The 24,389-nt window shown below is 49.2% G+C and carries 10 protein-coding genes; 5 read left to right on the top strand and 5 right to left on the bottom strand.

The window, feature by feature from the left end; translation table 11 throughout:
- Positions 1-108: 108 nt before the first annotated feature.
- Genes Q0R57_RS07280 through Q0R57_RS07265 form a run of 4 tightly spaced genes read left to right on the top strand, consistent with a single transcriptional unit; the run spans position 109 to position 10,255 of the window.
- Positions 109-2,211 carry a DUF5686 family protein gene (locus Q0R57_RS07280; protein ID WP_294745353.1) on the top strand — a complete coding sequence of 701 codons (2,103 nt, stop codon included), beginning with the start codon at positions 109-111 and terminating at the stop codon, positions 2,209-2,211.
- Positions 2,205-5,339 carry a UvrD-helicase domain-containing protein gene (locus Q0R57_RS07275; protein WP_294745351.1) on the top strand — a complete coding sequence of 1,045 codons (3,135 nt, stop codon included), beginning with the start codon at positions 2,205-2,207 and terminating at the stop codon, positions 5,337-5,339. The genes Q0R57_RS07280 and Q0R57_RS07275 overlap by 7 nt, the downstream gene beginning before the upstream one ends.
- A complete protein-coding gene (locus tag Q0R57_RS07270) occupies positions 5,336-8,083 on the top strand; it encodes a PD-(D/E)XK nuclease family protein (RefSeq protein WP_294745347.1) in 2,748 nt (915 codons plus the stop codon). Before Q0R57_RS07275 ends, Q0R57_RS07270 begins: the two co-directional genes overlap by 4 nt.
- A 27-nt stretch (positions 8,084-8,110) precedes the next feature.
- Positions 8,111-10,255, top strand: a complete 2,145-nt coding sequence (locus Q0R57_RS07265) for a Tex family protein (RefSeq protein ID WP_294745345.1) — start codon at positions 8,111-8,113, stop codon at positions 10,253-10,255.
- Here the strand turns inward: Q0R57_RS07265 and greA are convergent.
- The 4 genes from greA to Q0R57_RS07245 all read right to left on the bottom strand — a co-directional run bounded on the left by greA (position 10,250) and on the right by Q0R57_RS07245 (position 18,456).
- Entirely contained in the window at positions 10,250-10,714 is a 465-nt protein-coding gene (greA, locus tag Q0R57_RS07260) for a transcription elongation factor GreA (protein WP_294745446.1), read from the bottom strand. The genes Q0R57_RS07265 and greA overlap by 6 nt on opposite strands.
- Positions 10,715-10,822: 108 nt before the next feature.
- On the bottom strand, positions 10,823-13,558 hold the full coding sequence (locus Q0R57_RS07255; RefSeq protein WP_294745341.1) for a LamG-like jellyroll fold domain-containing protein: 2,736 nt from the start codon (positions 13,556-13,558) through the stop codon (positions 10,823-10,825).
- A gap of 8 nt (positions 13,559-13,566) precedes the next feature.
- On the bottom strand, positions 13,567-16,746 hold the full coding sequence (locus Q0R57_RS07250) for a hypothetical protein (RefSeq protein WP_294745339.1): 3,180 nt from the start codon (positions 16,744-16,746) through the stop codon (positions 13,567-13,569).
- Between the two features lie 78 nt (positions 16,747-16,824).
- A complete protein-coding gene (locus Q0R57_RS07245; protein ID WP_294745337.1) occupies positions 16,825-18,456 on the bottom strand; it encodes a mechanosensitive ion channel domain-containing protein in 1,632 nt (543 codons plus the stop codon).
- Positions 18,457-19,080: 624 nt separating this feature from the next.
- Here Q0R57_RS07245 and Q0R57_RS14745 point away from each other — a divergent pair.
- Positions 19,081-23,730, top strand: a complete 4,650-nt coding sequence (locus tag Q0R57_RS14745) for a glycoside hydrolase family 88 protein (RefSeq protein WP_366516831.1) — start codon at positions 19,081-19,083, stop codon at positions 23,728-23,730.
- Between the two features lie 10 nt (positions 23,731-23,740).
- Here the strand turns inward: Q0R57_RS14745 and Q0R57_RS07235 are convergent, their stop codons facing one another.
- Positions 23,741-24,373 (bottom strand): trimeric intracellular cation channel family protein, encoded by a 633-nt coding sequence (locus Q0R57_RS07235; RefSeq protein ID WP_294745333.1) that lies wholly within the window; start codon positions 24,371-24,373, stop codon positions 23,741-23,743.
- Positions 24,374-24,389 lie beyond the last annotated feature (16 nt).

Raw genomic sequence — 24,389 nt, 5'->3', positions numbered from 1 at the left:
TACTCAAAACAGGAAAACAAGAAGTCATGGAAAGTTTTTTCGTGACTTCTTTATTTTTTTAGTATCATTCTATTGGTCGTTTCATTCTTTTTGTGTACCTTTGCTGCTATGAAACGCGTATTACTAACCTTAGTCATGACAATGGCCATGATAATTAATGCTTCTGGCGAGAGTTTAGACTCGTTAGTAATGAATCGCATGTTCAGTTTCCAACGTAATTATACTCAGGACGTTAACGGCTTCTCTACCAACGTCTATATGAAGCATATCTATCAGACTTACAGGCGAAATGTGACACTTTGGGCAATACCTAATATGTATAAGATGGCCGATGGAGATAGGACACTTGTTAGCGAGCAATATGGTCGTTTCACTTTCCGAACCGTTGGCGACTATACTAATAAGCAGCAGGTTTACAATTCCACTATCAGCCGTAACCGTCACCTCATGCCTGTGTTGGTAAAGTTTATGACACCCGACCTTTATGGCACCACGCTGTATGAAGATCATATTCTCTCACCATTCTGTCGTGAGAACCGAATCTACTACAATTATTCAGTGGTTCCCCTGTCACATAATCAGGCACGACTCTATTTCCGTCCAAAGATTGTGCCCAACACCCAGCTGGTAATTGGTAAAGCTACTATAGATCAGGGCACTGGTCGTATTGATCAGGCTGAGATGGAAGGTGAGTTCGACATGATTCACTTCCAGACGCTTACCATGCAAGGTGAGGAAGGACTGCGTGCGTTACTCCCTAAATACAGCATCACTGATATTGTGTTTAAGTTTGCCGGTAATCATATCACATCACATTTCGAAGCTGTTTTCGACTGTCCAGTCACTCTACCCGATACCGTTGATGTGGAAGATGACAGAGCGCTAATGGATTCCGTACGTCCTATCAGTTTGACTGAAGAGGAAATCAATATCTTTGAGGACTGGGCCCGCAAGAAAGGTTTGCTAGTTGAGCAAGAAGATACCCTTGAGGAAGAAGAGGAGGAAGTTGACACTCTCAGCATCAGCGCCACATTGGTAGGTAAAAAGAAAATCGAAGAGGAAGGCGAAGAAGAAATTGAGAAGAAACATCATGATTATCTAAAGGAAATTGGTTGGGACCTGATAGGCGAAAATCTGTTCAGCAGTCATGGATATCGCAGCAAAAATCTGTCATTAGACATGTCATCTATCATCGACCCGCAATATATCAGTTATAGTCGTAGCAAGGGTCTGTCTTACAAGATGAAGTTCTATGCCTGCTATGATTTCAATGATTGGTCGTGGGTGACACTCCGTCCGCAGATAGGTTATAACTTCAAGTTGAACGAGTTTTATTTCACTGCCCCCTTACGTTATATCTACAACTCTGATAAAGACGCCGGCATCGATGTCACCGTTGGTAAAGACAACCGAATAGGTAATTCAAGTGTTCTCGATGAAATTAAGGAAGAATACGGAGAATTGGAAGAATTGGAAGAAAAAGATCTTGACGTCTTCGATGACTATTACCTAAGCATCTATCATCACATCAAGCCCAATGACTGGATGACAATCAAGTCAGGTATTATGCTTCACCAACGTCGTGCTATTAATCCCGACGCAATGGAGCAGTATGGCAAGTTCACCAAGTACTATTCTGCCGCTCCATCAATCACACTGAAACTGAACCCTTGGGAATCGGCACCTTACTTTACCATTAATTATGAACGAGGTATTAAGTTGAAGAGCAACTACATAAACTACGAGCGCTGGGAGGCTGATGCTTCCTATAAATACCGCATGCGACGCACCGAGCAAATAAATGCCCGTTTAGGAGCCGGTGTCTATACCGCGAAATCGAGCAACTACTTCCTTGACTTCGCCAACTTCCGTGCCAACAACATGCCTGAAGGATGGGACGATGACTGGTCGGGCGACTTCCAACTGTTAAGTTCAAGATTGTATAATGAGTCAAGATATTATATTCGTGGACATTTGTCTTACGAAGCCCCACTATTGGGAGCCTTCCTCACACCCGTTGTCGGACGCCTTGTAGAACGTGAGAGAATTTATCTGAGCACGCTCTCCATTGATCACACACGGCAGTATTCTGAACTCGGCTACGGATTCTCGTGTCGTTTCTTATCTATGGGTATTTTCGCTAGCTTCTTAAACACACAGTATCAGGAGATGGGCTGTAAGTTTACTATTGAATTATTCCACAGATGGTAAAACCACTTGTTGTATATAAAGCCAGCGCAGGCAGTGGAAAGACCTTTACACTGGCTGTTGAATATATCAAACTTCTAGTTCAGAATCCTCAGGCCTACAGGCAAACTCTAGCCGTAACCTTTACCAACAAGGCGACGGAAGAAATGAAGATGCGCATACTGAGTCAGTTGTATGGCATCTCGAGAGGTCTGGACAATTCTAAGAAGTATACTAATAAAATATGTAAGGAGCTCAATGTCTCACCCGAGTTTGTACGCAAACAGGCAGGCATTGCCCTGCATCAGTTGTTGCATAACTATAGTTATTTCCGTGTTGAAACTATCGACTCTTTCTTCCAGAGCGTGTTGCGTAATCTGGCCCGCGAACTCGATTTGACTGCCAACCTGCGTGTGGGACTCAATGACATTCAGGTGGAAGAGACGGCTGTTGACCAGCTTATAGATAGTCTGAAGGTCACCGACCAGATGCTACAGTGGCTTTTGCGCTATATCATGGACAACATCAAAGACGATCGCTCCTGGAATGTCATCTCACAAATCAAGCAGTTTGGACGCACCATCTTCCGCGATTATTACAAGCAGCAAAGTCATCAACTCAATAAGGTGATGGACCAGAAGAACTTCTTCGATGACTATACCAAGCAGCTCCGTGAGATACGTCAGGATGCCGAAAAGCGCATGCACGATATAGCCGATTCTTTTTTCAATATCATCGAACGCGAAGGTATTACTGTCGAAGATTTCGCCAATAAGAGTCGTGGAGTTTGCTCTATCTTCTTGAAGATACGCGATGGAAAGTTCGATGAAAGCATCTTAACCCAAAGCGTAACCGATGCGAATGGTAACCCTTCGAAGTGGTACACCAAATCATGTAGCCGCCCAGAATTTATTCATGCACTGGTAGAGAGTGAACTGGGACCGCTACTCCGAATGGCTATTGAAGAGCAACCACGTCAACACCTATTATATAAAAGTGCAGACCTCACCCTGCGTCATCTCAGTCAGCTACGCCTGTTGAGCAGCATCGAAGCCAAGGTACATGAACTAAACACCAATGCAAACCGCTTCTTGCTTAGCGACACCCAACAATTACTACATGATCTGATTGACGGCAGCGACTCGCCTTTTATTTTCGAAAAGATTGGAACACAACTGGAGCATATCATGATTGACGAGTTTCAGGACACATCGACCATTCAGTGGAAAAACTTCAAAGTGCTACTACAAGAGGCAATGAGCCATGAAGGCTCCTCCAATCTTATTGTAGGTGACGTCAAACAAAGCATCTACCGATGGCGCAACGGCGACTGGCGTCTCTTGGCTGGCATAAAGAACGAGTTTCCTCATGCCGACCAACTGATTGAAGAAAAACCGCTGGACACCAACTATCGTTCTTCGCGCATCGTTATAGACTTCAACAATGTCTTTTTCGAACAAGCAGCAAAGATAGAAGAAGTCAGCGCCTATGATGACGTTCATCAATACTATCCTGACGAGAGTCTTAATACTGGTATAGTCGAAATTAATATGCTGCCTGCGAAAGACTATCAGCAGGTTACACTTGACGCTATCGTCACTCAGATAAAAACATTACTCGATCAGCAGGTGCCTGCTACAAAAATAGCCATCCTCGTCAGGACCAATAGTCTCATCCCCGCTATTGCCAACTACCTGATGCAGACGATGCCCGACGTTAATGTGGTGAGTGACGAGGCTTTCCGACTTGATGCCTCACCAGCTGTTACTATCATCATTCAGGCAATGCGTGTGTTAGCTAATCCTGACGATGATATAGCACGTGCCTATCTGGCAAAATACGCTTCAGGCAGACTTGACGGCGAACTGCCAGCTGAGTTTACTGACTATACAGAGCAACTGTTGAGAATGCCACTCTACGAACTGGCAGAAAGACTCTATGTCATCTTCCATCTGGAACAAACCAGCGGACAGACCGCCTATCTCTGTGCTTTCTTCGATCAGCTAGCCACATTTATCAACGAAGAGACCACCGACCTTCCTACGTTCCTGAACGAATGGGACGAGACTCTGTGCGCCAAACCCATACAGAGTCCAGAAGTCAACGGCATACGCATCATCAGCATCCACAAATCGAAAGGTCTGGAGTTTCCGCATGTCATCCTGCCATTCTGCGACTGGCGTCTCGAACATACTGACTTGCTTTGGTGCACGCCCCAGCAGGAGCCATTCAACCAACTGCCTATTGCTCCCATCGACTATAGTGCGAAAGGTATGACTGGCACCATCTATCAGCAAGACTATGAACTGGAGCACCAGCAAAACACCATCGATAATCTCAATTTACTCTATGTGGCCTTCACACGTGCCTCAGAGAGTCTCTTTGTCATTGGCCGTAGAAATGCTTCAGGAACTCGCTCCGCACTCATCGAGCAAGTTCTACCTCTTGTGCCCGAAGTACTTGAGAAAGAAGGTTATTCCAATATCATGCTCGAAGGTCTTGAAAACACAGAAACAGCACTTCATTTTGCATTCGGACATTTACCTATATACCAGCAGCCTTCTGAGCAAAAAGAAAAGGAAAAGAATCCCTTTTTACAGCCCCCCACACCTGTCGACATCAAGATAGAGCCTTTCAAACAGCAAGTCGAGTTCCGACAAAGTAATAAAAGTAAGGAGTTTGCCTCGATGACAAACGATGACGAGCAGGCACAGCCAACAGACTACATCCAGTTGGGCAGCGTGCTTCATCAGGTATTCGCAAACATCCGCACCTCCGCCGATATCGATCAGGCGCTGAAGAACCTTGAACAGGAGGGTATCCTTTATAACCAGAGTGTCACACCCCAACGCTTGGAAGATATGATTCGTAAACGACTCTCCCACCCTCGTGTAGCACGATGGTTCTCAGACCGTTGGAAGCTATTTAACGAGTGTGCCATACTGACTCCCGATGCCATAGAACGGCGACCTGACCGTGTAATGACCGACGGTAAAGAGACTATTGTCGTTGACTTCAAGTTCGGTAGTGAACATAGCGGCTATCACGACCAAGTGCGCGAATACATGGACCTGCTCCGACAGATGGGAATGCCTCATGTATCAGGTTTCTTATGGTTTGTCTATAGCAATAAAATCGTAGAAGTAAAATGAAGACTTTCCTCGAATACGTAGCCGAAGACATACTTACCAAACACGGCTGTAACTTGAGCCGAGTGGCTATCGTGTTTCCAAACAAACGCGCTTCGCTGTTCATGAACACCCATCTAGCGCAGCATGCCGGGAAACCCATCTGGAGTCCAGCATACATTACTATCAGCGACCTCTTTCGTCAACATTCCTCACGATTGGTAGCCGATCCTATCAAGCAGGTTTGTGATCTCTATCAGTCGTTTATTCAGCAGACTGGCTTCGAAGAGTCGCTTGACCATTTCTACAGTTGGGGACAGCTACTATTAGCCGACTTCGATGATTTGGACAAGAACATGGCCGATGCCGACAAAGTGTTTGCCAACCTGCGCGATTTACACGAACTTGATGATGCCAGTTATCTGACACCTCATCAAAAAGAAATTCTAGCCAAGTTCTTCAGCAATTTCTCCGACACAGGCAACTCACAGCTGAAAGAACGCTTCCTACGCCTTTGGTCACACATGAGTGATATCTATCACGACTTCAACTGCAGGCTCGCCAAACAAAATCTGGCTTACGAAGGAGCCCTCTATCGCGAAGTGGCCACACGCAGCGATCTTGATTTCACCTACGATACCTATATCTTCGTGGGCTTCAATCTTCTGCAGGAAGTGGAGTGCCGTCTCTTCACCCTACTCAAGCGTGAACGCCAGGCTTGTTTCTATTGGGACTTCGACCATAATTATATGAAGGACAACGAAGCCGGCTATTACATATCTCAATATCTGGCCGAATTTCCCAACGAACTCGACATCACACGCGATGATATCTATAGTAATTTTACTCAACCAAAGGAAATTACTTTCATGTCAGCACCAACTGAGAACATTCAGGCACGCTATATCAGCACGTGGCTCCGAGAACGACAGCGACTGAAAGACGGCAGGCGCACTGCTATTGTCCTGTGCAACGAGAACCTGCTGCAGACCGTAGTCCACTGTATTCCAGAAGAGGTAGACAAACTAAACATCACCACAGGTTTTCCGTTGGCACAGTCGCCTGTTGCATCGCTCGTCACCATGCTTATCAACCTGCAGGCACTGGGCTACGACCAGCGTCGCAAACGTTTCCGCCCACGACTATTCCACAACCTCATGCGCCATCCATATATGGCTAACGTACCTGAAGAGTTCGTTCACCCATTGGCAAAGAACGACGATAATGCCTTACTCCTCGAGTGGATGTGCGATATTCTCACCACCATTGCCCGCAACACCCACGACGATGCGCCGCTGTTTCAGGAGGCCGTTTTCAAGGCCTATACCCTACTCAACCGCTTACTCACGCTCGTCCGCAGCAATGACCTTTTGGTTAATGTAGCTACCCTGCAGCGTCTTGTCAGTCAACTCATACAGTCTACGTCGATACCTTTTCACGGAGAACCGGCTGAAGGTATTCAGATAATGGGCGTACTTGAGACCCGTAATCTCGATTTCGACCATGTATTGCTGCTTTCATGTAATGAAGGTAACTTACCTCGAGGCGTCAACGACACCTCGTTTATTCCCTATAATCTACGCAAGGCATATGGACTCACCACCATCGACCATAAGGTGGCTATCTTCAGCTACTATTTCCACCGTCTGTTGCAACGTGCTTCCGACATCAGCATTCTCTACAGCAATGCCACTACCGACGGTGGCAAGGGTGAAATGAGCCGCTTTATGCTTCAATTGATGGTAGAAGACCATTATCACACTATCAGCTACAGAACCTTACAGGCTGGTCAACAGCTTACACCATTCCAGCCTACAACCGTAGAGAAAACACCAGAGGTGATGCAGACCATCCTGCAGAAATTCCACCCTAAGGCGTTACTTACCCCCACCGCCATCAACCGCTACATGCGTTGCCCACTGATATTTTATTATACCTATGCTTGCAACCTTCGTGAGCCTGATGCGCTTAATGATGATACTATTGACAATCGCAGTTTCGGTAATATCTTCCATGAGGCTTCACAGCAGATTTACACCCGGCTGATGCAGAAAAGCCAACAAATAACGAAGGGCGACATCGAGCAAATACTCAAGTCACGTGTTGATATTGAACGTGCCGTAGACGAAGCCATCAATAAAGAACTTAAAGCAAAGCCTGCTGAGCGCCTTGAACTCAATGGTTTGCAAATCATCAACCGCGAGGTCATTATCCATTATATCACCCGTCTTCTAGAAATTGACCATGAGCTGGCACCATTTATTATTGAAGGACTTGAGACCGATGTCTGCACCAATTTCTCCACACCCCATATCACTACTCTGATAGGGGGACGTATAGACCGCCTCGACCGTATCACGAAAGACGGTTTTGAGCGTATTCGCGTCATCGACTATAAGACCGGCAGCAAGAAACTGCGCCCATTGGCCGATGTAGAGGCCGTTTTTTCTCAAGAGAATCTGCAGAACCATAGCGATTACTATCTGCAAGCTATTCTATACTCCAGCATTGTTCGTGCCCAACATCCAGACACACCTGTATCGCCAGCCCTGCTTTTCATCCAACATTCTGGCGGAAACAACTACGACCCTACCATCAGTTTTGCCAACAAGCCCGTCACCGATGTGGCAGATGTAAGTCAACGCTTTTCCGAAATGCTCAGAGACAAGGTCGATGAAATATTCAATCCACAGATAGCTTTTGTACCCACCGACGACCGCAACCGCTGTCGCTACTGTCCTTATAAGCTGTTGTGCAGTATAAAATAACCCCCAAGAACTACACCTTATTATAATATGCAACAGAATATCATTGCCAAACTCATAGCCCAGAGCCTGCAATTAGGTATTGAGGCCGTTGTCAACACGTTGACACTAATAGACGAAGGCTGCACCATACCTTTCATATCGCGCTATCGCAAGGAACGCACCGGTGGTCTCGACGAGGTGCAGATAGCTGCCATCAGCGATCATTACGAGCGACTCAAGGATATTGAGAAACGTAAAGAAACTGTGCTGAAGACTATTGGTGAACAAGACAAGTTGACGCCAGAACTTGAGCGACGCATTAACAATTGCTGGGATGCCACCGAACTCGAAGATATCTACCTGCCTTTCAAGCCCCGCCGACGCACTCGTGCCCAAGTGGCCCGGGAACAGGGATTGGAGCCGCTGGCTAAGATACTACTTTTACAGCGTGAACGCGATCCAGAGACAGTTGCTCGTCGTTTCATCGTGGGTGACGTTTCCGATATCGCAACAGCAATAAAGGGTGCCCAGGATATCATTGCCGAGCAGATAAGCGAAGACGAGCATAGCCGTCAACAGGTACGTGGAGCATACCGTCGCACCGCCATCATCACCTCGAAAGTGGTTAAGTCCAAGGCCGACAGCGATGATGCTGCAAAATTCCGTGACTATTTCGACTGGCACGAATCGCTGAAGCGCTGTTCCAGTCACCGTCTACTGGCTATGCGCCGAGGCGAGAGCGAGGGTTTCCTACGCATCAGCATCGATCCAATCGACGATGATGAATGCATAGAGCGACTGCAGCGTCATTATGTCTATGGTAACACACCTTGCGGTCGGCTGGTGGCCGAGGCTGTGGCCGATGGTTATAAGCGTCTGCTGAAGCCTGCTATTGAGACCGAGTTTAGCAACTTGAGCAAAGAAAAGGCCGACAACGAGGCTATCCGTGTGTTTGCTGACAACCTAAGACAATTACTGCTCGAAGCGCCTTTAGGGCAACGGCGCGTCATGGGCATAGACCCAGGCTTTCGTACAGGTTGTAAAGTTGTATGTCTTGACGCACAAGGCTCGCTGCTTTATCACGAAGCCATCTTCCCCCACCCCCCAGTCAACAAACGCATGCAGGCCACCATGCATCTTCAGCAACTCATCGAACAGTACCATATTGAAGCCATCGCTATTGGTAATGGCACCGCCAGTCGTGAGACGCGCGCCTTTGTAGAAGATTGCATCTCCCAAAATGCCCATTCGCCACAAGTCTTCGTAGTCAGCGAAGATGGTGCCTCCGTCTATTCCGCCTCGAAGGTGGCCCGCGATGAGTTTCCAGATGAGGATGTCACAGTTCGTGGTGCCGTATCTATTGGACGTCGACTAATGGACCCATTGGCCGAGCTTGTCAAGATCGACCCTAAGAGCATCGGTGTAGGTCAGTATCAGCACGATGTTGATCAGACAAAATTGAAACAACAGCTCGACCAGACGGTTATCCTCTGTGTCAATGCTGTAGGTGTCAATGTCAATACTGCCTCGCAGCATTTGCTGCAATATGTCAGCGGCTTAGGACCAGCATTGGCAAAGAATATTGTAGACTATCGTCGAGAAAATGGCATCTTTGCCAGTCGTACACAACTCAAAAAAGTACCGCGACTGGGGCCCACCGCCTTCCAGCAATGTGCCGGTTTCCTGCGCATTCCCAATGCAAAGAACCCACTTGACAATAGTGCCGTACATCCTGAGAGCTACGCCATCGTAGAGTGTATGGCCAAGGACTGTGGATGTAGTGTGAAGGACCTCATAGACCATAAGGAACTGCGTGACAATATCGATATTCATCGTTATGTCACATCCGAAGTGGGATTGCCCACCCTCACCGATATTATGAAGGAACTAGAGAAGCCTGGTCGTGACCCGCGCCAGTCGTTAGAGCAGTTTGAGTTCGACAGTCGTGTGCAGACCATAGACGACCTGCAGGAAGGGATGATTCTTCCGGGAATCGTCACGAATATCACCAATTTCGGAGCCTTTGTTGATATTGGTGTCCATCAAGATGGACTTGTGCATATATCACAGATGGCCAACCGCCGTATAGCCCATCCCTCCGATGTCGTCAAACTCCATCAGCATATAGAGGTCAAGGTCATTGAAATCGACACTCGACGTAATCGTATCTCATTATCTATGAAAGGATTATAGAGAGATGCTCTCTATGCGGAGCTTCTGTATGCCAGCCGGCACTCGTACCTCCACCACATCGCCAGGCTTCTTACCCAACAGAGCCTGGGCGATGGGTGATTTGATAGAAATCTTACCCTCACGCAGATTGGCCTCGTGCGGACTAGCTATCGTATATGACATTCTGGCATTGTTGGCCAGATTGGTCATCTCCACCTTTGTCAGCAACCCAACGGTATCCGATCCCAGTTGTTTTGTGTCTATCACCCTCGCAAACTCAAGCACACGCTGTTTGAAACGTATCTGACTCAGCAGGCGGCCCTGTTCGCGTTTAGCGGCATGATACTCAAAATTCTCGCTCAGGTCGCCCTTGTCGCGAGCTTCGGCAATTGCATCTCTCACCTTTGGCAGTTCCACACTTTCCAACTGATGCAGTTCGGCTACTAGTTTGTCGTAGCCCTCCTGTGACATATATTCCATCTTTCTATTCATTATTTTGTCTGCAAAGGTACAAAGAAAAAATAGGTCATGCAAATTAAATCCCCAAATAAGCACGTATTTGGGAGATAATCATAAAAAAAGGTAGTCTTAAAAAACTACCTTTTTATTATTCTTAATCTTGAGACCCTTACCAGGTGTGGTGCGCTGTATACCGTCGAGCCCGTAGATAATATCTGTCGACTGTGGCGCAGTTTCTACCTCGCTGATGCCTGCAGGCAAATCCTGCATAGTGGCCTTGACCTCATCACCAGAAAGTGCGTAATTATAGATGCGCACATCGTCGAGATAGGCCGTGAGGTTTGGATCTGAGGCAAACTGACTGCGACCGAGGTAGTTGAGCACAGGATGGATGTCGCTGGGACGAATGGTGATACCTGTAGAAGAAGCAGCCTCCTCGCCATCAACATAGATGACAACACGCTCTTTACCCAACACTACTGCGACATGCTTCCACATATTATCAGTAAGCTTGTACTGGCAGTCGAGCGTCTGCTCATCGCCACCATTCTTAATGGCAAAACGCATGACGTTGGTATAGCTGTTGTTTGGCGTCAGGAACATATAGTGCTCAGTATCGTTACCGAAGTCGAATATACGCTGCCACTGAGTGGTTGACGAACGCCAGTTAACCCACATTGAGATGGTGAGCTCATCACTCGACGCCACCTCATAAGGCAACTGGGTGAACTGGTTGGCAAGGCTGAGCGCCTTCTGACCCACCTTGTGGTTGACCTTGTCATCGACATCCTCGATAAACCTCGGCGATACGCCATTGGTCATAGCCATGTCCATCATGTTGTTGGTATCGTCGTAGAGGTTGTCTTCGAAATTCCAGCGGGCTATCATCTTTTGATCGCCTGTTGGTCTGGCAGCAACAACGTCAGAAGCCTCAGAGATGTTCTGCGACAGGTCGATAGCCTTCACCTTATATATATAAGAGGTGCCCTGACGACAAGTGTTGTCAACGAAGTAGGTCGTGGTGAGACCGCGTGCAATGACATCCCAGTCGGTAGTACCCTGCGGCGCACGTAACACCATATAGGCATTAAGGTCTTCCTCGCCATTGGCGGTCCATTGTATGCGTACCGAAGCTGCATGTGGCTGAGCGCTGACACCTGAGGGCTTGGCAGGAGCCGTAACGTCGTAGGCAACATCAACAGGAATGAAGCGGAACAGCTGGCGGTCACGCAGGCTCTCGTCCTGCATGGGAGTCTGAATCAATCGCCCAGAACCACTCGACACAGCCGTTGAGAGATAGAGTCCACTCTCACGATTGCGCACATAATAATAGCCATCGCCTACATACTCCAAATACCACTGTTCGTTTGATGAAGGAGTATCCTGAGTCCATGCGATGAGATCGCCCTTGGTCAATGCATAGTTCTTAACATTCATTCGAACCTTCGCATTATCGACCGACTCGATGTCATAGAAACTCAAGTCGCCGCCTGTGCGGTTAGTGGCGGGTTTCACCGTCCATTGTTGTTTTGCTATGCCCCTATATGCCTGCTGCATAATATTACTGCCATTGGTAGTATAGGCCAAAGCGTTGCCCGACTCACCTGCCACCTTAGAGATAATCTTATAGGTACCATCGATGACAGATGGAGGCACGTCCTCGCCCCATGTCACGTCAATGACACGCTCGGCATTGGTTTGACCCGTCTGATATCCCGTACCACCAGGCATCTTGGACACAACCTCGTGGACAGGTCCAAAGCCGTCATAATAGACCTCGCGTTCAGTACTCACCAACTGATAGGTGGTGGTCTTGGCCTGACGCTCGCTACTGCCTATGAAGGCCTTCACATGACCGTCGTCATGACGATAGACCGAAGCTGCCGTCCAGTTGTCGCGATGCTCGCCATAAGCAAGACGCACACCATTACGACTAATCTGACAGAACTCGCCACGGGCCCTGCTGTCAAAGCCCCACCAGATACCAACGGTCATGCCATACTCCAAGCCCACCATAGCCTCGGCCACATTGTGCATCTCGTCGGCATAACCAATCTTACCGTCTTTCGCCACTTGGGTGAAGAACTTGGCAAAGTTGTCAAACGACCCAGCCAGCTGGTGCGTATTGCCCCAGTCATAATATTGTTTGCCAGGGGTATACCAAGCCAGAGCCTTATCGTCGTTGAGGGTGTTGCCACCCACCATGGCAATGTCTTGACAGCGGGGATAGTGCTCCTTCAAGAGCTTGGCCACCTGCCATTGCTTGGCGGCAGTGGCTCCCTCCTCCACACTCCAGTAGTCGCCTTCGTTGAACGGCGAAATGCCCACCACTGGGTGACTGGTATTTTGCTGTATCCAATGCACATGACTGTTAATCATAGCAGCCCAGTGGTTGTTGTTAGCCACCTTGTTCTTCACGTAATACTCAGGCGGACAGCGGTTGGGGTCATCGTCCGTAGGACTTACAGCCTCCTGGTCGGCAGTCATGGTCAAAGGCAGCTTGTTATCAATCTTATTGAAGAGGTTGATACGCTGTCGCAGCACGCTAATCATATTGCTGCTCATAAGGGTATCGTTCTCCAGCGCCTCAGTATAGCGGAAGGCGATACGTCCTATGCCAACATTCTCCTTTCCCATGTGATTGACGCCCTTCATGATATTCTGCTCGTTAATCCAAGCCAGGTCAAAACCCCACGTTGGGGCGTAGCGCTTACCCTCAGCAGAGATGGCGAAGGGCACATTGACATCGGCCTTCTTCAGAGCCTGCAGATACATACTCGACGACGCTCTCTGCTCCTGGGCCTGAATACCTACAGGTAGAAGCAAAGAGAACGACAGTACTAATGATTTTCTGATGATAGTCATAACTGATATTATTTGACGATAACCTTTCGGGCTCGTCCGTTTTCAACCTTAATATATAATCCTCGCGGTAAGTTGTCTGACTGATTCAGCTGACGTCCATCCATTGTGAAGACACCATTGGGCAGCTTGCTAACATCTACTGGCAGGCTGATGCCTGTAAGGTCGTCTATGGCATGATACTTAAGCACGAAGCCAGTAGCGCACCACCAGCCCTCTCGGTTATCCTTACTACCGCTGGCATTGCCGAAGGAGTGCCACCAACCGGTGTTTGCATTCGTCTTTGAGCTCTTAAAGCCCAGCGTCAGCGAGCCGTTGGCCTCTACATAGATAGGAGCAGTAGTCAGCGTATCCCACACATCAGCTACAGGCAGGTCGAAATAATCCTTGCTGAGGGTTGGTGTAACCACCTCCACATCGCCATTTTTCAGGTAGCCATGCTGGTCGCTGATGCAGAAATGTTCAGTAGTGGCCTTGCACTCCAGCTCATAATAGCCCTCGGGTAGGCCTGTCACCGTCTGACGAATCTCCATCGTGGCTGTCTTTGACGTGGTGCTCCACCAAGCGTTCCAGCAGGTCTTGCCAAACTTGGTCGTAGCCTTCTGGTCGCCACCGGTGAAGGTACCCACCTTCACTTCCCAGCCGTCGCTCTTCTCAGAGGCAAAGGAGGGAGTCTTGGGCTGTTTTGAAGAACGTGTAAACGACAGATGGGTTGCCAAAAGCGAGTCGAGCGTAGCAGTATGCTGGATGGCATTGATGGCCTTTTGGGCCTCAAGTGCATCGGTCAGCTCTTTCTTCATCCAAGAATAGTATGGACAAGGATGCTGCTCAATGGCATTTAGGGTGGCTGCAGCCACATCAAGACTGGTCAAAGCCTTAACAGCATTCATGTGATTGCTCAACGCCTTTTCTGCTCGTGCAAGCGCAGCATCATTGGTGTCTGTGATATCATTCATCTCCTGCGTTAGATGGTCGTTCATTGCTGTAAAGCGTGTATTATACAGTTTCTGCGCCTCAGCTTGCAAACGGGCCTTCTCTATGCCATCTGCGACAGCAGCCTCACGAGTGGTGAAGAGCTGATGCAACTGCACAGCATCAATCTGTGCTTTGGCAAGGAGCGTATAGAATGCCAGGATACCCTTGCTGTAAGTATCAGCATTGAAGGTGAATGTCTCCAGAGTCCAGTTCTCTCCATTAGTAGCCCTAGCTACTTCCTTGGTCTGAGTCGTGCCATCGCTGGAAAGGAAGAACTTCATGTAGTTGCCACTATTGCAAGAAGCCACCCTGAACATATAGTTCTCTCCAGGCACCAGGTCGAATACTTTTCTAACAGCAGAAACCGTAGTAGCGGCACCATTGAGATGAGCCTGCAAATAACTGCCACCCTGATAACCACCTTCACCTACGATTTGGAATTGAGGTCCAGACAAAATGTTACCCGTGCCATTGGTCCAATCGGTAAAGCCTAAGTCAAACTCGCCGTTAGCCAACATATTACCACCGGCATAATAGATCTGTCCGTCAATCTCTACAACATCGCCTACCGATATTTCGTCAGAGGTATAGTATTCCTTGCCGTTCAAATCAATAAGGTGCAAACGGTATCTGATGCTCTCGTCAGCATTGTCAACATCTATGGTATAGTTTGAAGCAGCCTCTTTCGGCGTTATTGTATCGAGCACCGTCCAACGACCCGTGGCATCCTTCATCTGAATCTCCATCAGCTGGTTGTATTCACCGTTCTCATCATGCCAGCTAAGACGTGTCTTACCCGTGCTCAGAACTTTCTGTGCGAATTTCGTAGGACCATACTGGCGGGGAGTCGTGGGCACAAAATCGTACTTGCCGTTGTAGGCCATCGGCGCGTTCATTGAGGCATAGTATTCACCGGCAGGAGTCAAACCATTATTATAAATACGTGAGATTTCACGTTCGCCATTCCAATAGAAATAGCGCTCCACATAGTTATAACTATTCAATTTCGTACAGATACTCTGCAGCGCATTCTTTACCTGTGCCTGTGTCACATTCGGTGCAAAGGCACCATTGTTATTCCACGAGGCACCCCAGCACCACTCTGATATCCAGATGGGACGCTTGTATTTGTCACTCCAATAGTGAATGTTGTCGAAGCTGCCCTCGGTCCAGTAGCAATGCAGGTCGATGATGTCACAACGCCAGCCACGGGCATCGATAGAGTCCAGGAAGTCAGCCAGGAAACCTGTAGCGTTCCAATAGTCACTACCATCCCAAGAGGCAGGTGAACAAAGACGCATACCTGTTCGCATCATGTTCTCCCAATTGGCGAGGATGGTCTCGAGATCCTGCGGATGATCATCTGAGGTATTCTTGGGTTCATTATTGTTCTTGGTGTGAGGTGACCATGTGGCCTGTCCGATAGCACTCGATGAGGGCCAGTCCTCGTAGATATGGTTGGGAATGCACTCATAGTCAGGAGCCTTGTTCTCGCCAACGCCCCATGTATAGCTACTCTGCACATTCAGCGCATTAAGCACCGTAGAGTTGAGATTATCGGCAATCTGCTTCTTACCTGCATCATACCACTTAAACACACGATACGATGTAATTTTCTGGTCCAGTACCGGTGGCAGTTCTGCAAACTCTATGTCCTTGTCGGCAGCGATGAAACAACGGCTATAACCACGTCCTGATCCTCGAGTTGAGAATGTCACCATATAACCTCTCTTTAATTTGAACGAACGGATGCGGTTGTTCAGTTTGGCAGCTGTCAGCGTATTCATATAACCGCCATTATTCTCGGTACCGAAATCGTTGCACGAGTCACCTTCGAAGTTTTTCTCGGAATAGACCGTCAGCGGCTTGGTGCTGTTGCCATAGGGCAGGATGATACATCCCCTATTGTAGAGTTTCACCTGACAGTTGGTGTTGTTACGTGCCTGCTCTCCGTTAATCTTCACATACTTGAGCCATTTACTGATGGCTACCGATGGTTTAATCTGCGTCATAATGAGCACAGCATGGTCTGTGTTAACGATATCCACGATACCTTCTTCGGTGAATGGTGTGGTACCAGTAATCTGATAATCCACATCGTCGGTCAACGTCACCTCAGTCGTTACTTGGGTAACTGACTTTTTCTGATTTGCTGCCATCATGACCAGCGAACAACATGTCACGAAGAGCAAAAGGATAGTGCGTAGTTTTGTCATTTTATTATTTGGTATTTAGTTAGTATTCATACTTTCGTTTGCAAAGATAAGAGTTTTATGTCAAACCACAAAATAAATTTATTTATTTTCACTCTTTGGAATCTGCAGCTCCAAGTCATTGCGAAGACCGAAGATATGCGGCGACATAATCTCAACGCCTGCAGAATGGAAGTGGTCAAGAATGTTCTGATGCAACTGCGAGTAGATATCCGACAGCCATTCAGAATGCTTGGTATAGGCATTAATCTCGTATTCCACATAGAAATCGTCAAGCTTTGTCACTCGTACGAAAGGCAGCGGTTTCTTCTCGATATGCTTGGTGGCACGGGCAGCATCAAGCAACAGGTTCTCAATGACTTCATGCTTCATATCGTAGCCTATGGTGACCTTGGTATGAACGATGATGCCGTAGTTATGTGCAGCAAAAGTGAAGTTAGATGTCTGCGCACTCATCAGGTTGGAGTTGGGAATAGTGATAATCTCATTTTTACGTGTCCGAATTCGGGTTACCAGCGCCGTCTTCTCGAGCACAAACCCCTCTACCTCGCCAAAGCGGATAAAGTCGCCCTGGTGGAAGGGACGCATATAGGTCATCACCAGTCCGGCCATCAGGTTGCCGATGATGGATGTGGAGCCCAACGACACGATGACGCCTAAGAATACCGATACGCCCTGGAAAACTTCCGAGTTGGAATTTGGCAGCAAAGGCCATATCATCACAAACATAAACGAGTAGCAAAGCACACGAAGAATATGATATGTAGGAACCGCCCAGTCAGGATAGAACCCATTGATTCTCAGACGTCCTGATGCTATTTCGTTCGATAAATAGTGCAACCCTTTTACAAGATAGCGAAAACAGATAATAATGACCAGTATCTTGAAAAACTTTGGCAGATAACCTATCACACCCCAGAAGATGTCTGTAGTCGGGTCCCAGATATAGCCTAAGACGGTTATGGTCAATGACTTGGTCTCTGGGAACAACGAGAACAGCACTGGAATGGTGATGAGCAACTGCACGACGATAAGGCCTATGCGCAGCAAGCGATAGAGCATCAAGAAAAGCGCTCCCTGACGATGCTTATTGAGCACCTCATAGTCTTTGATGACAATGGGTAAGGCCCGCCTCATCACCAAGCGCGTCAGTCGGAATTTCCATCGGCGATATAGCCAGTTGGTCAGTTTGATAAACAGCCATTGCAGCACAATGATGATGACCACCATCAGCAATCCCAACAGCTTCTGCCTCAGGCCATAGTCCTCGTGAATCTCCCTGATTTTTTCCTCAATGAGCGAGGCGTAATGATTGGCCAGCTCCTGTCGGGGTTTCTCCTGCCACAAGGCGTCGATATCGGTAATGCTCAGTATCAGATGATTACCAGCCATCACATCGCTGGTAAAATCGCTTTCATAGACATAGATAGAATCCGTGAAGAACGTAAGTCGCCTACCCTGCGTCATAATCTCCTGACGAGCACGTTCCACACGAATCTCCGGCAAGATACCTCCATAACGTGAATAGAGCACAAACAGGGTATCCTCATCAATCACAAGCGGCACGCCAGGAGTTACAGAACGTAGCGAGTCTATGCGGCCTTTCATCTCTGCCATTCTCACAGAATCGAGCATAGCATTCTGGGCGGAAAGACTCTGAGAAGGCATCAGACAAGCTATTAAAGCCAGCGTTGTATATAGCAGGTATCTCATAGTTATTGGAATTTTTACTTTGCAAAGATAAGTAAAAAGTTCCATTTTTCATAATAATTGAGGTAAAAAAAGCGCAGCAGGCAATAATTTGTATGTTTCAACGTTCTTCAATAATGAAGAAAACAATCGAAAACAGACGATATGAAACTTAAAATATGCAGGATTAGTGACGATGGCGAGATAAGCAGAGTCAGTCAGTCCGATGTCGACCTCACCATTCTCCCCACCAACGCTGGCATCATACCCGACAAAGCTGTGCTGTCTGACGACTATTCCTCGACAAAAGAACAGAAAGTGGGCATCTTCCATGAAGAGATGCCTCAGACTATCATCACTCGTGTGGTGCAATACTCGCTCGATGTTGTTCAGTTGCAGTCAGACGAGACGCCAACTATGATACGCAACCTGAGGTCTACACTCTCCCCTGACATCCAGCCCGGCATTCAATTCTGGAAAGAGCTTCCGCTCACCAACGAAGGCCTCGAGAAGATGACTCAATATGAGGATTGTGTCGATGCGTTTGTGTTTCATCCACACAACAACGACCTCTCGCTGCTGGAGGCTTACAAGCAAAAAAAGTCGTTTGTCAGAAGAATACTGATTGCCGTACTGCTTTGTTTGTTGATGCCTCTGGGAGGTACCGCTGCAGAATGGAACGAGCAGAAATACAAGGAGATAGAACAAAGCATCCAGAGTCCGATAATCAGCGGCAAGGATTACGACATCACCCGCTATGGCGCCAAGCCAGACGCTTCGGCAGCCAACAATCAGAAAGCCATCCAGAAGGCCATCGACACTTGTTCGAAGAAAGGTGGTGGCAGAGTGCTGATACCAGCTGGCAAGACCTTCGAGACAGGAGCTATCAGTCTGAAGAGCCACGTGAACCTCGTTGTCGAGGAAGGGGCTGTGCTGAGGTTTGCCTTCCAACCTGAGCTCTACCCCATCGTCGAGACCTCATGGGAGGGTGTTGACTGCTATAACCTCTCGCCCTGCATCTATGCCTTTCAGCAAACCGATATCGCTGTGACAGGCAAGGGAACGATTGACGGCAACGGCTCCAGACAGACATGGTGGCCTTGGTGCGGTTCGTCCAGATTCGGCTGGAGAGAAGGCACCATCAACCAACATGCCGAAGCCCGTCCGCGCCTGTTGAAGAATGGTGAAGACGGCATCCCTATGAAGGACGAAAAAGGCCGTCGCACGCCAGAGCGCTCCTTCACCTCTGCCGACGGTCTGCGTCCGCAGCTTATCAACATCAACCAGTGTCAGCGCATCCTGATTGAGGATATCACGCTGCTCGCCTCTCCCTTCTGGGTCATCCATCCTCTGAAATCAACAGACATCACCGTTCGTGGTGTCCACATCAACAACGACGGCCCCAACGGCGATGGATGTAATCCTGAGTCATGTGACCGTGTACTCATAGAAAACAGTTTCTTCAATACCGGCGACGACTGTATAGCCATCAAGAGTGGGCGCAATCATGACGGCAGAGAACGTACCATGCCCTCGCAGAATATCATCATCCGACATTGTGAAATGCGAAACGGACATGGTGGCGTAGTCATCGGCTCGGAAATCAGCGGCGGTGCCAGAAACATCTTTGCACACGACTGTGTAATGGACTCGCCGGCATTGGAACGAGTCTTACGCATAAAAACCAACTCTTGTCGTGGTGGCATCATTGAAAATATCTTCCTGCGCGACATCACCGTGGGACAATGCGACGAGAGCGTGCTAAAAATCAATCTGGATTACGAGCCCCAGGAGAACTGCTGCAGAGGCTACTACCCGACTGTCAGAGACGTGCTCATGGAGAACGTCACCTGTCAGAAGTCCCGCTATGGTGTGCTGATTATCGGTCTGGAAGAGGGCACCTACGTCAACGACATCACCGTTCGCAACTGCCGTTTCAATGGTGTGGAGAACGGCAACGCCATCAATGGCAAGACCAGCAACATCCTGTTCGACCGCCTCTTTGTCAATGGCAGTCTGGCTCTCACCAAGATGCCCTACAAGCACTACTCCGAATGGATGACACAATCGGAGATGAAACGCACGCCGAAGTCCTATATGCTCGACAATGCTAAGAAGCCAAAGTGGAGTTATACAATGGGTATTGAGCTCGAGAGTATGCTCGATACCTATCTGCGCTATGGCGGTCAGGACATCCTGGACTACTGCAAGCTCTATACCGACACGATGATCAATGCCCAGGGCGACATTCGTGGCTATAAGCTGGCAGACTATAACCTGGACAATATCCGTACGGGACATTTCGTTAGCCGCATGTATCATTTGTATCCTGAGCCCAAGAACCTGAAAGCCATACAAACGCTGATGCAACAACTGCAAAACCAACCACGCACCAAGGCCGACAAGGTCTTTTGGCACAAGGCCATCTATGCCTATCAGGTATGGCTCGACGGCATCTTCATGGGACTGCCTTTCCGCTGTCTGACAGCCTCATACCTCAACCATCAGACATCAGACATAAAACCTCAAACCATCTATGACGACGCCGTCAATCAGATGAAGATTACCTACGAAAAGACCCTCGACCCTCGTACAGGCCTCAACCGTCATGCCTATGACGAGACCAAGGAGATGTTCTGGGCCGATAGTCAGACAGGACTCAGCCGACATTGCTGGGGACGCGCTCAAGGATGGTTCACGATGGCACTCATCGAAGTGCTCGATGCTCTGCCCGAGGACTATGCCCGTCGTCAGGAGGTTATCACGCTGCTGGAGAAAGACCTTGAAGCCATTGTGAGATGGCAGGACCAGCAGACGGGGCTCTGGTATCAGGTGATGGACTCCCCAGGGCGTGATGGCAACTATCTGGAGAGTACCTGCTCCTCGATGTTTGCCTATGCCCTGCTCAAAGCCTATCGTAAAGGCTATGTGGGAGCCAAATATCGCGATGCCGGCATCAAGGCTTATCGAGGCATCATCCGCCATTTCATCCGCATCAACGAAGACCAGACGCTCTCGCTCACCAACTGTTGTTCGGTGGCAGGATTAGGTCCAAAGAACAACCCCCGCCGTGATGGCACCTATCAGTATTACCTCTCTGAACCCATCTGCGATGACGATGCCAAAGGCTTAGGACCGTTCATCTGGGCCTCGCTCGAGATGGAGCAGTTAGGCTTCGACACCGATAACGTCATGCAACCAATCAACCGTGAGGCTGTCGTCAGTCGCAACAACCCCGTCATCACCGAGGCCGACCCCTTGGCATCACTTTCCGTTGGCAATGGCCATTTCGCCACCACGGTAGATATCACAGGACTGCAGAGCTACCCTTTTGAATATTGGGGCGGTGTGCCCCTGACAGTAATGTCCGACTGGGGTTGGCATAGCTTTCCTAACACCAACAACCTGACGCCTGCCGAGAGTGAGAAGACCCTCGACCTGGGTCATGGTCATCCCGAAGTCTATGCGGTAGAATATAAGAAAGCGGAGGATGGTCGCCATAAGCAGGCCACCGAGTATTTTCGTGCCAACCCTCATCGACTGAACCTCGGCGTCATCGGCCTGAGCCTAAAAGATGCCAACGCCCAGCCCGTTGCCCTTCAGTCGCTCACAGATATCCGTCAGGAGTTGAAACTCTACGACGGCACCATCGAGTCGAGCTTCAAGGCCGACGGTCAGCAGGTCAACGTCATCACAGCCGCCCTTCAGCAGCAGGATGCCGTCATCTACCGCATCAAAAGCCCACTCTTATCCGATGGGCGCGCCACCGTCACCATTCGTTTCCCCTATCCCACAGGTCAGCATTCCGATGATGCTGCCGACTGGACGAAACCTGAGCTTCACAACTCGCGCATCGTCTCTTCCACGGCCCATAGTGCCCTCATAGAACATCAGATCGACACCACTCGCTATTACCTCATGCTCTGTTGGCAAGACGAAGCCCAGTTGCAGATGACCGACCGCCATCAGTTCCAGCTTTCCACCTCGGCCAATGAGCTTGCCTTTAGTGCCGAGTACCTGCCCGAGGCGCCTAAAACCACAATGCCGCTGGCTTTCGACCAGGCGTTGCGCTCTGTCAAAGGCAGTTGGAACCGCTGGTGGAACAATGGTGCCATCGTCGATTTCTCACAATGCACCGACCCGCGAGCCAAAGAGCTGGAGCGACGTGTGGTGCTCTCGCAATACCTCACACAGATAAACTGCGCCAATAGTCTGCCGCCACAGGAAACGGGCCTCACCTATAACTCGTGGTTCGGTCGTCCACACTTGGAGATGACGTGGTGGCACATGATTGACTTCGCCCTTTGGAACCGTCCGCAGGTACTTGCCGACGTGCTGCAATGGTATCGCGACGCAGCCTATCCAGAAGCCAAGAAGATTGCCGAGCGACAAGGGTTCAAAGGCATCCGCTGGATGAAGATGACCGACCCATGGGCTGGTGAGGCGCCCTCTAATGTGGGCAGCTTCCTCATCTGGCAGCAAGCACATTATATCTATATGGCCGAAGAGCTCTACAGGGCCAATCCCACCAAAGAGACCCTCAACAAATATGCGCAACTGGTAGAAGAGACAGCCGCCTTTATGGCGGATTTTGTAACCCAAAATGCCCATAAAACCCATAAACCCCATAAGCTCTATCACCTCTTAGGAGTCACCGCTATGCAGGAGAGCGTGTCAAAGGATATAGCCTACGACCAGCCCTTCGAACTGGCCTACTGGCATTACGGGCTTAGTATGGCAAACCGCTGGCGCGAGCGTCAGGGACTGCCCCGCAACCCGCAATGGGACGACATCATCCAGCATCTCTCGCCCCTGCCTCAGAAAGACGGCCTCTTTACTGCCGGACAGCCCATCGCCCCCACTCTCGACGAAGAGAAGAGCCGCAGCGACCACCCCGCCGTTCTGGGTCCCTTCGGCCTTCTTCCCTCCTGTCCGCTATGCTGCGACACCGTCGCAGCCAGCAGGACCCTCTCCTGGGTGATGCAGAACTGGAACTGGCCCTCCACCTGGGGCTGGGACTACGGCATGACGGCGATGGCTGCCGCCCGTCTGGGACACCCCGAGACAGCCCTTCAGGCCCTGCTGCTCGACACCCAAAAAAACACCTACCTGAAAAATGGTCATAACTTCCAAACCTCAGACCGCTTGCGCATCTATCTGCCGGGGAATGGCGCCCTGCTCACCGCCATCGCTATGATGTGTGCGGGCTGGGATGGCTGTAGCGAGCCGCTGAACCCTGGCTTCCCCCACGACGGCACATGGAACGTGCGTTGGGAAAACCTGCAGAGGATGCAATAAAGAAAGATGATTATGCCTCGCTGTCCTTATCCTCGCTTTTCAGGATAGGCAGCGAGATATGATAGCGTACAGCCAAGAAGCGGATGACGCATGTCACCACAAAACTGATAATAGCCGTCACACCCACAGGGATGCCAGCCTCTATGCCAGCCCAATAGGCCAGACCGCCGACGACACATGCCATCGCATAGATTTCCTTATGAAAGATGACGGGCTCGTTGTTCAGCAGCACATCACGGATGACGCCACCCGCCGCACCTGTGATACATCCCATGATGATAGCCACCCAGAAGGCCTGTCCTGCGTCGAGGCTGCGCTGTATGCCAGCAATGGTGAAGAGCGCCAGTCCGAAGGTGTCGAACACAAACCATGCATTCTTCAGCGGCTCCATCCACTTGCCTAAGAACGCCACCGTGAGCAGTGCCACAGCAGTACATATCATATAAATAGGTGTGGTCATCCAGAAGATAGGCACGTCGAGAATCACGTCGCGAATAGTACCGCCTCCAATAGCTACAGCGATGCCGCACACATAACCGCCAAACCAGTCGAAGTGTTTGGCTGCCGCATGACGGATGCCTGAGACAGCAAAGGCAAACGTGCCCAGCAACTCTACTATCTTAATGATGATATCCTGATCCAAGAATTTTCAATTTTCA

It is taken from the genome of uncultured Prevotella sp., from assembly GCF_946407605.1.
GTDB lineage: Bacteria > Bacteroidota > Bacteroidia > Bacteroidales > Bacteroidaceae > Prevotella.
Note: the sequence above shows the minus strand (reverse complement) of the source record. Positions and strands in the feature narration are given on the sequence as shown.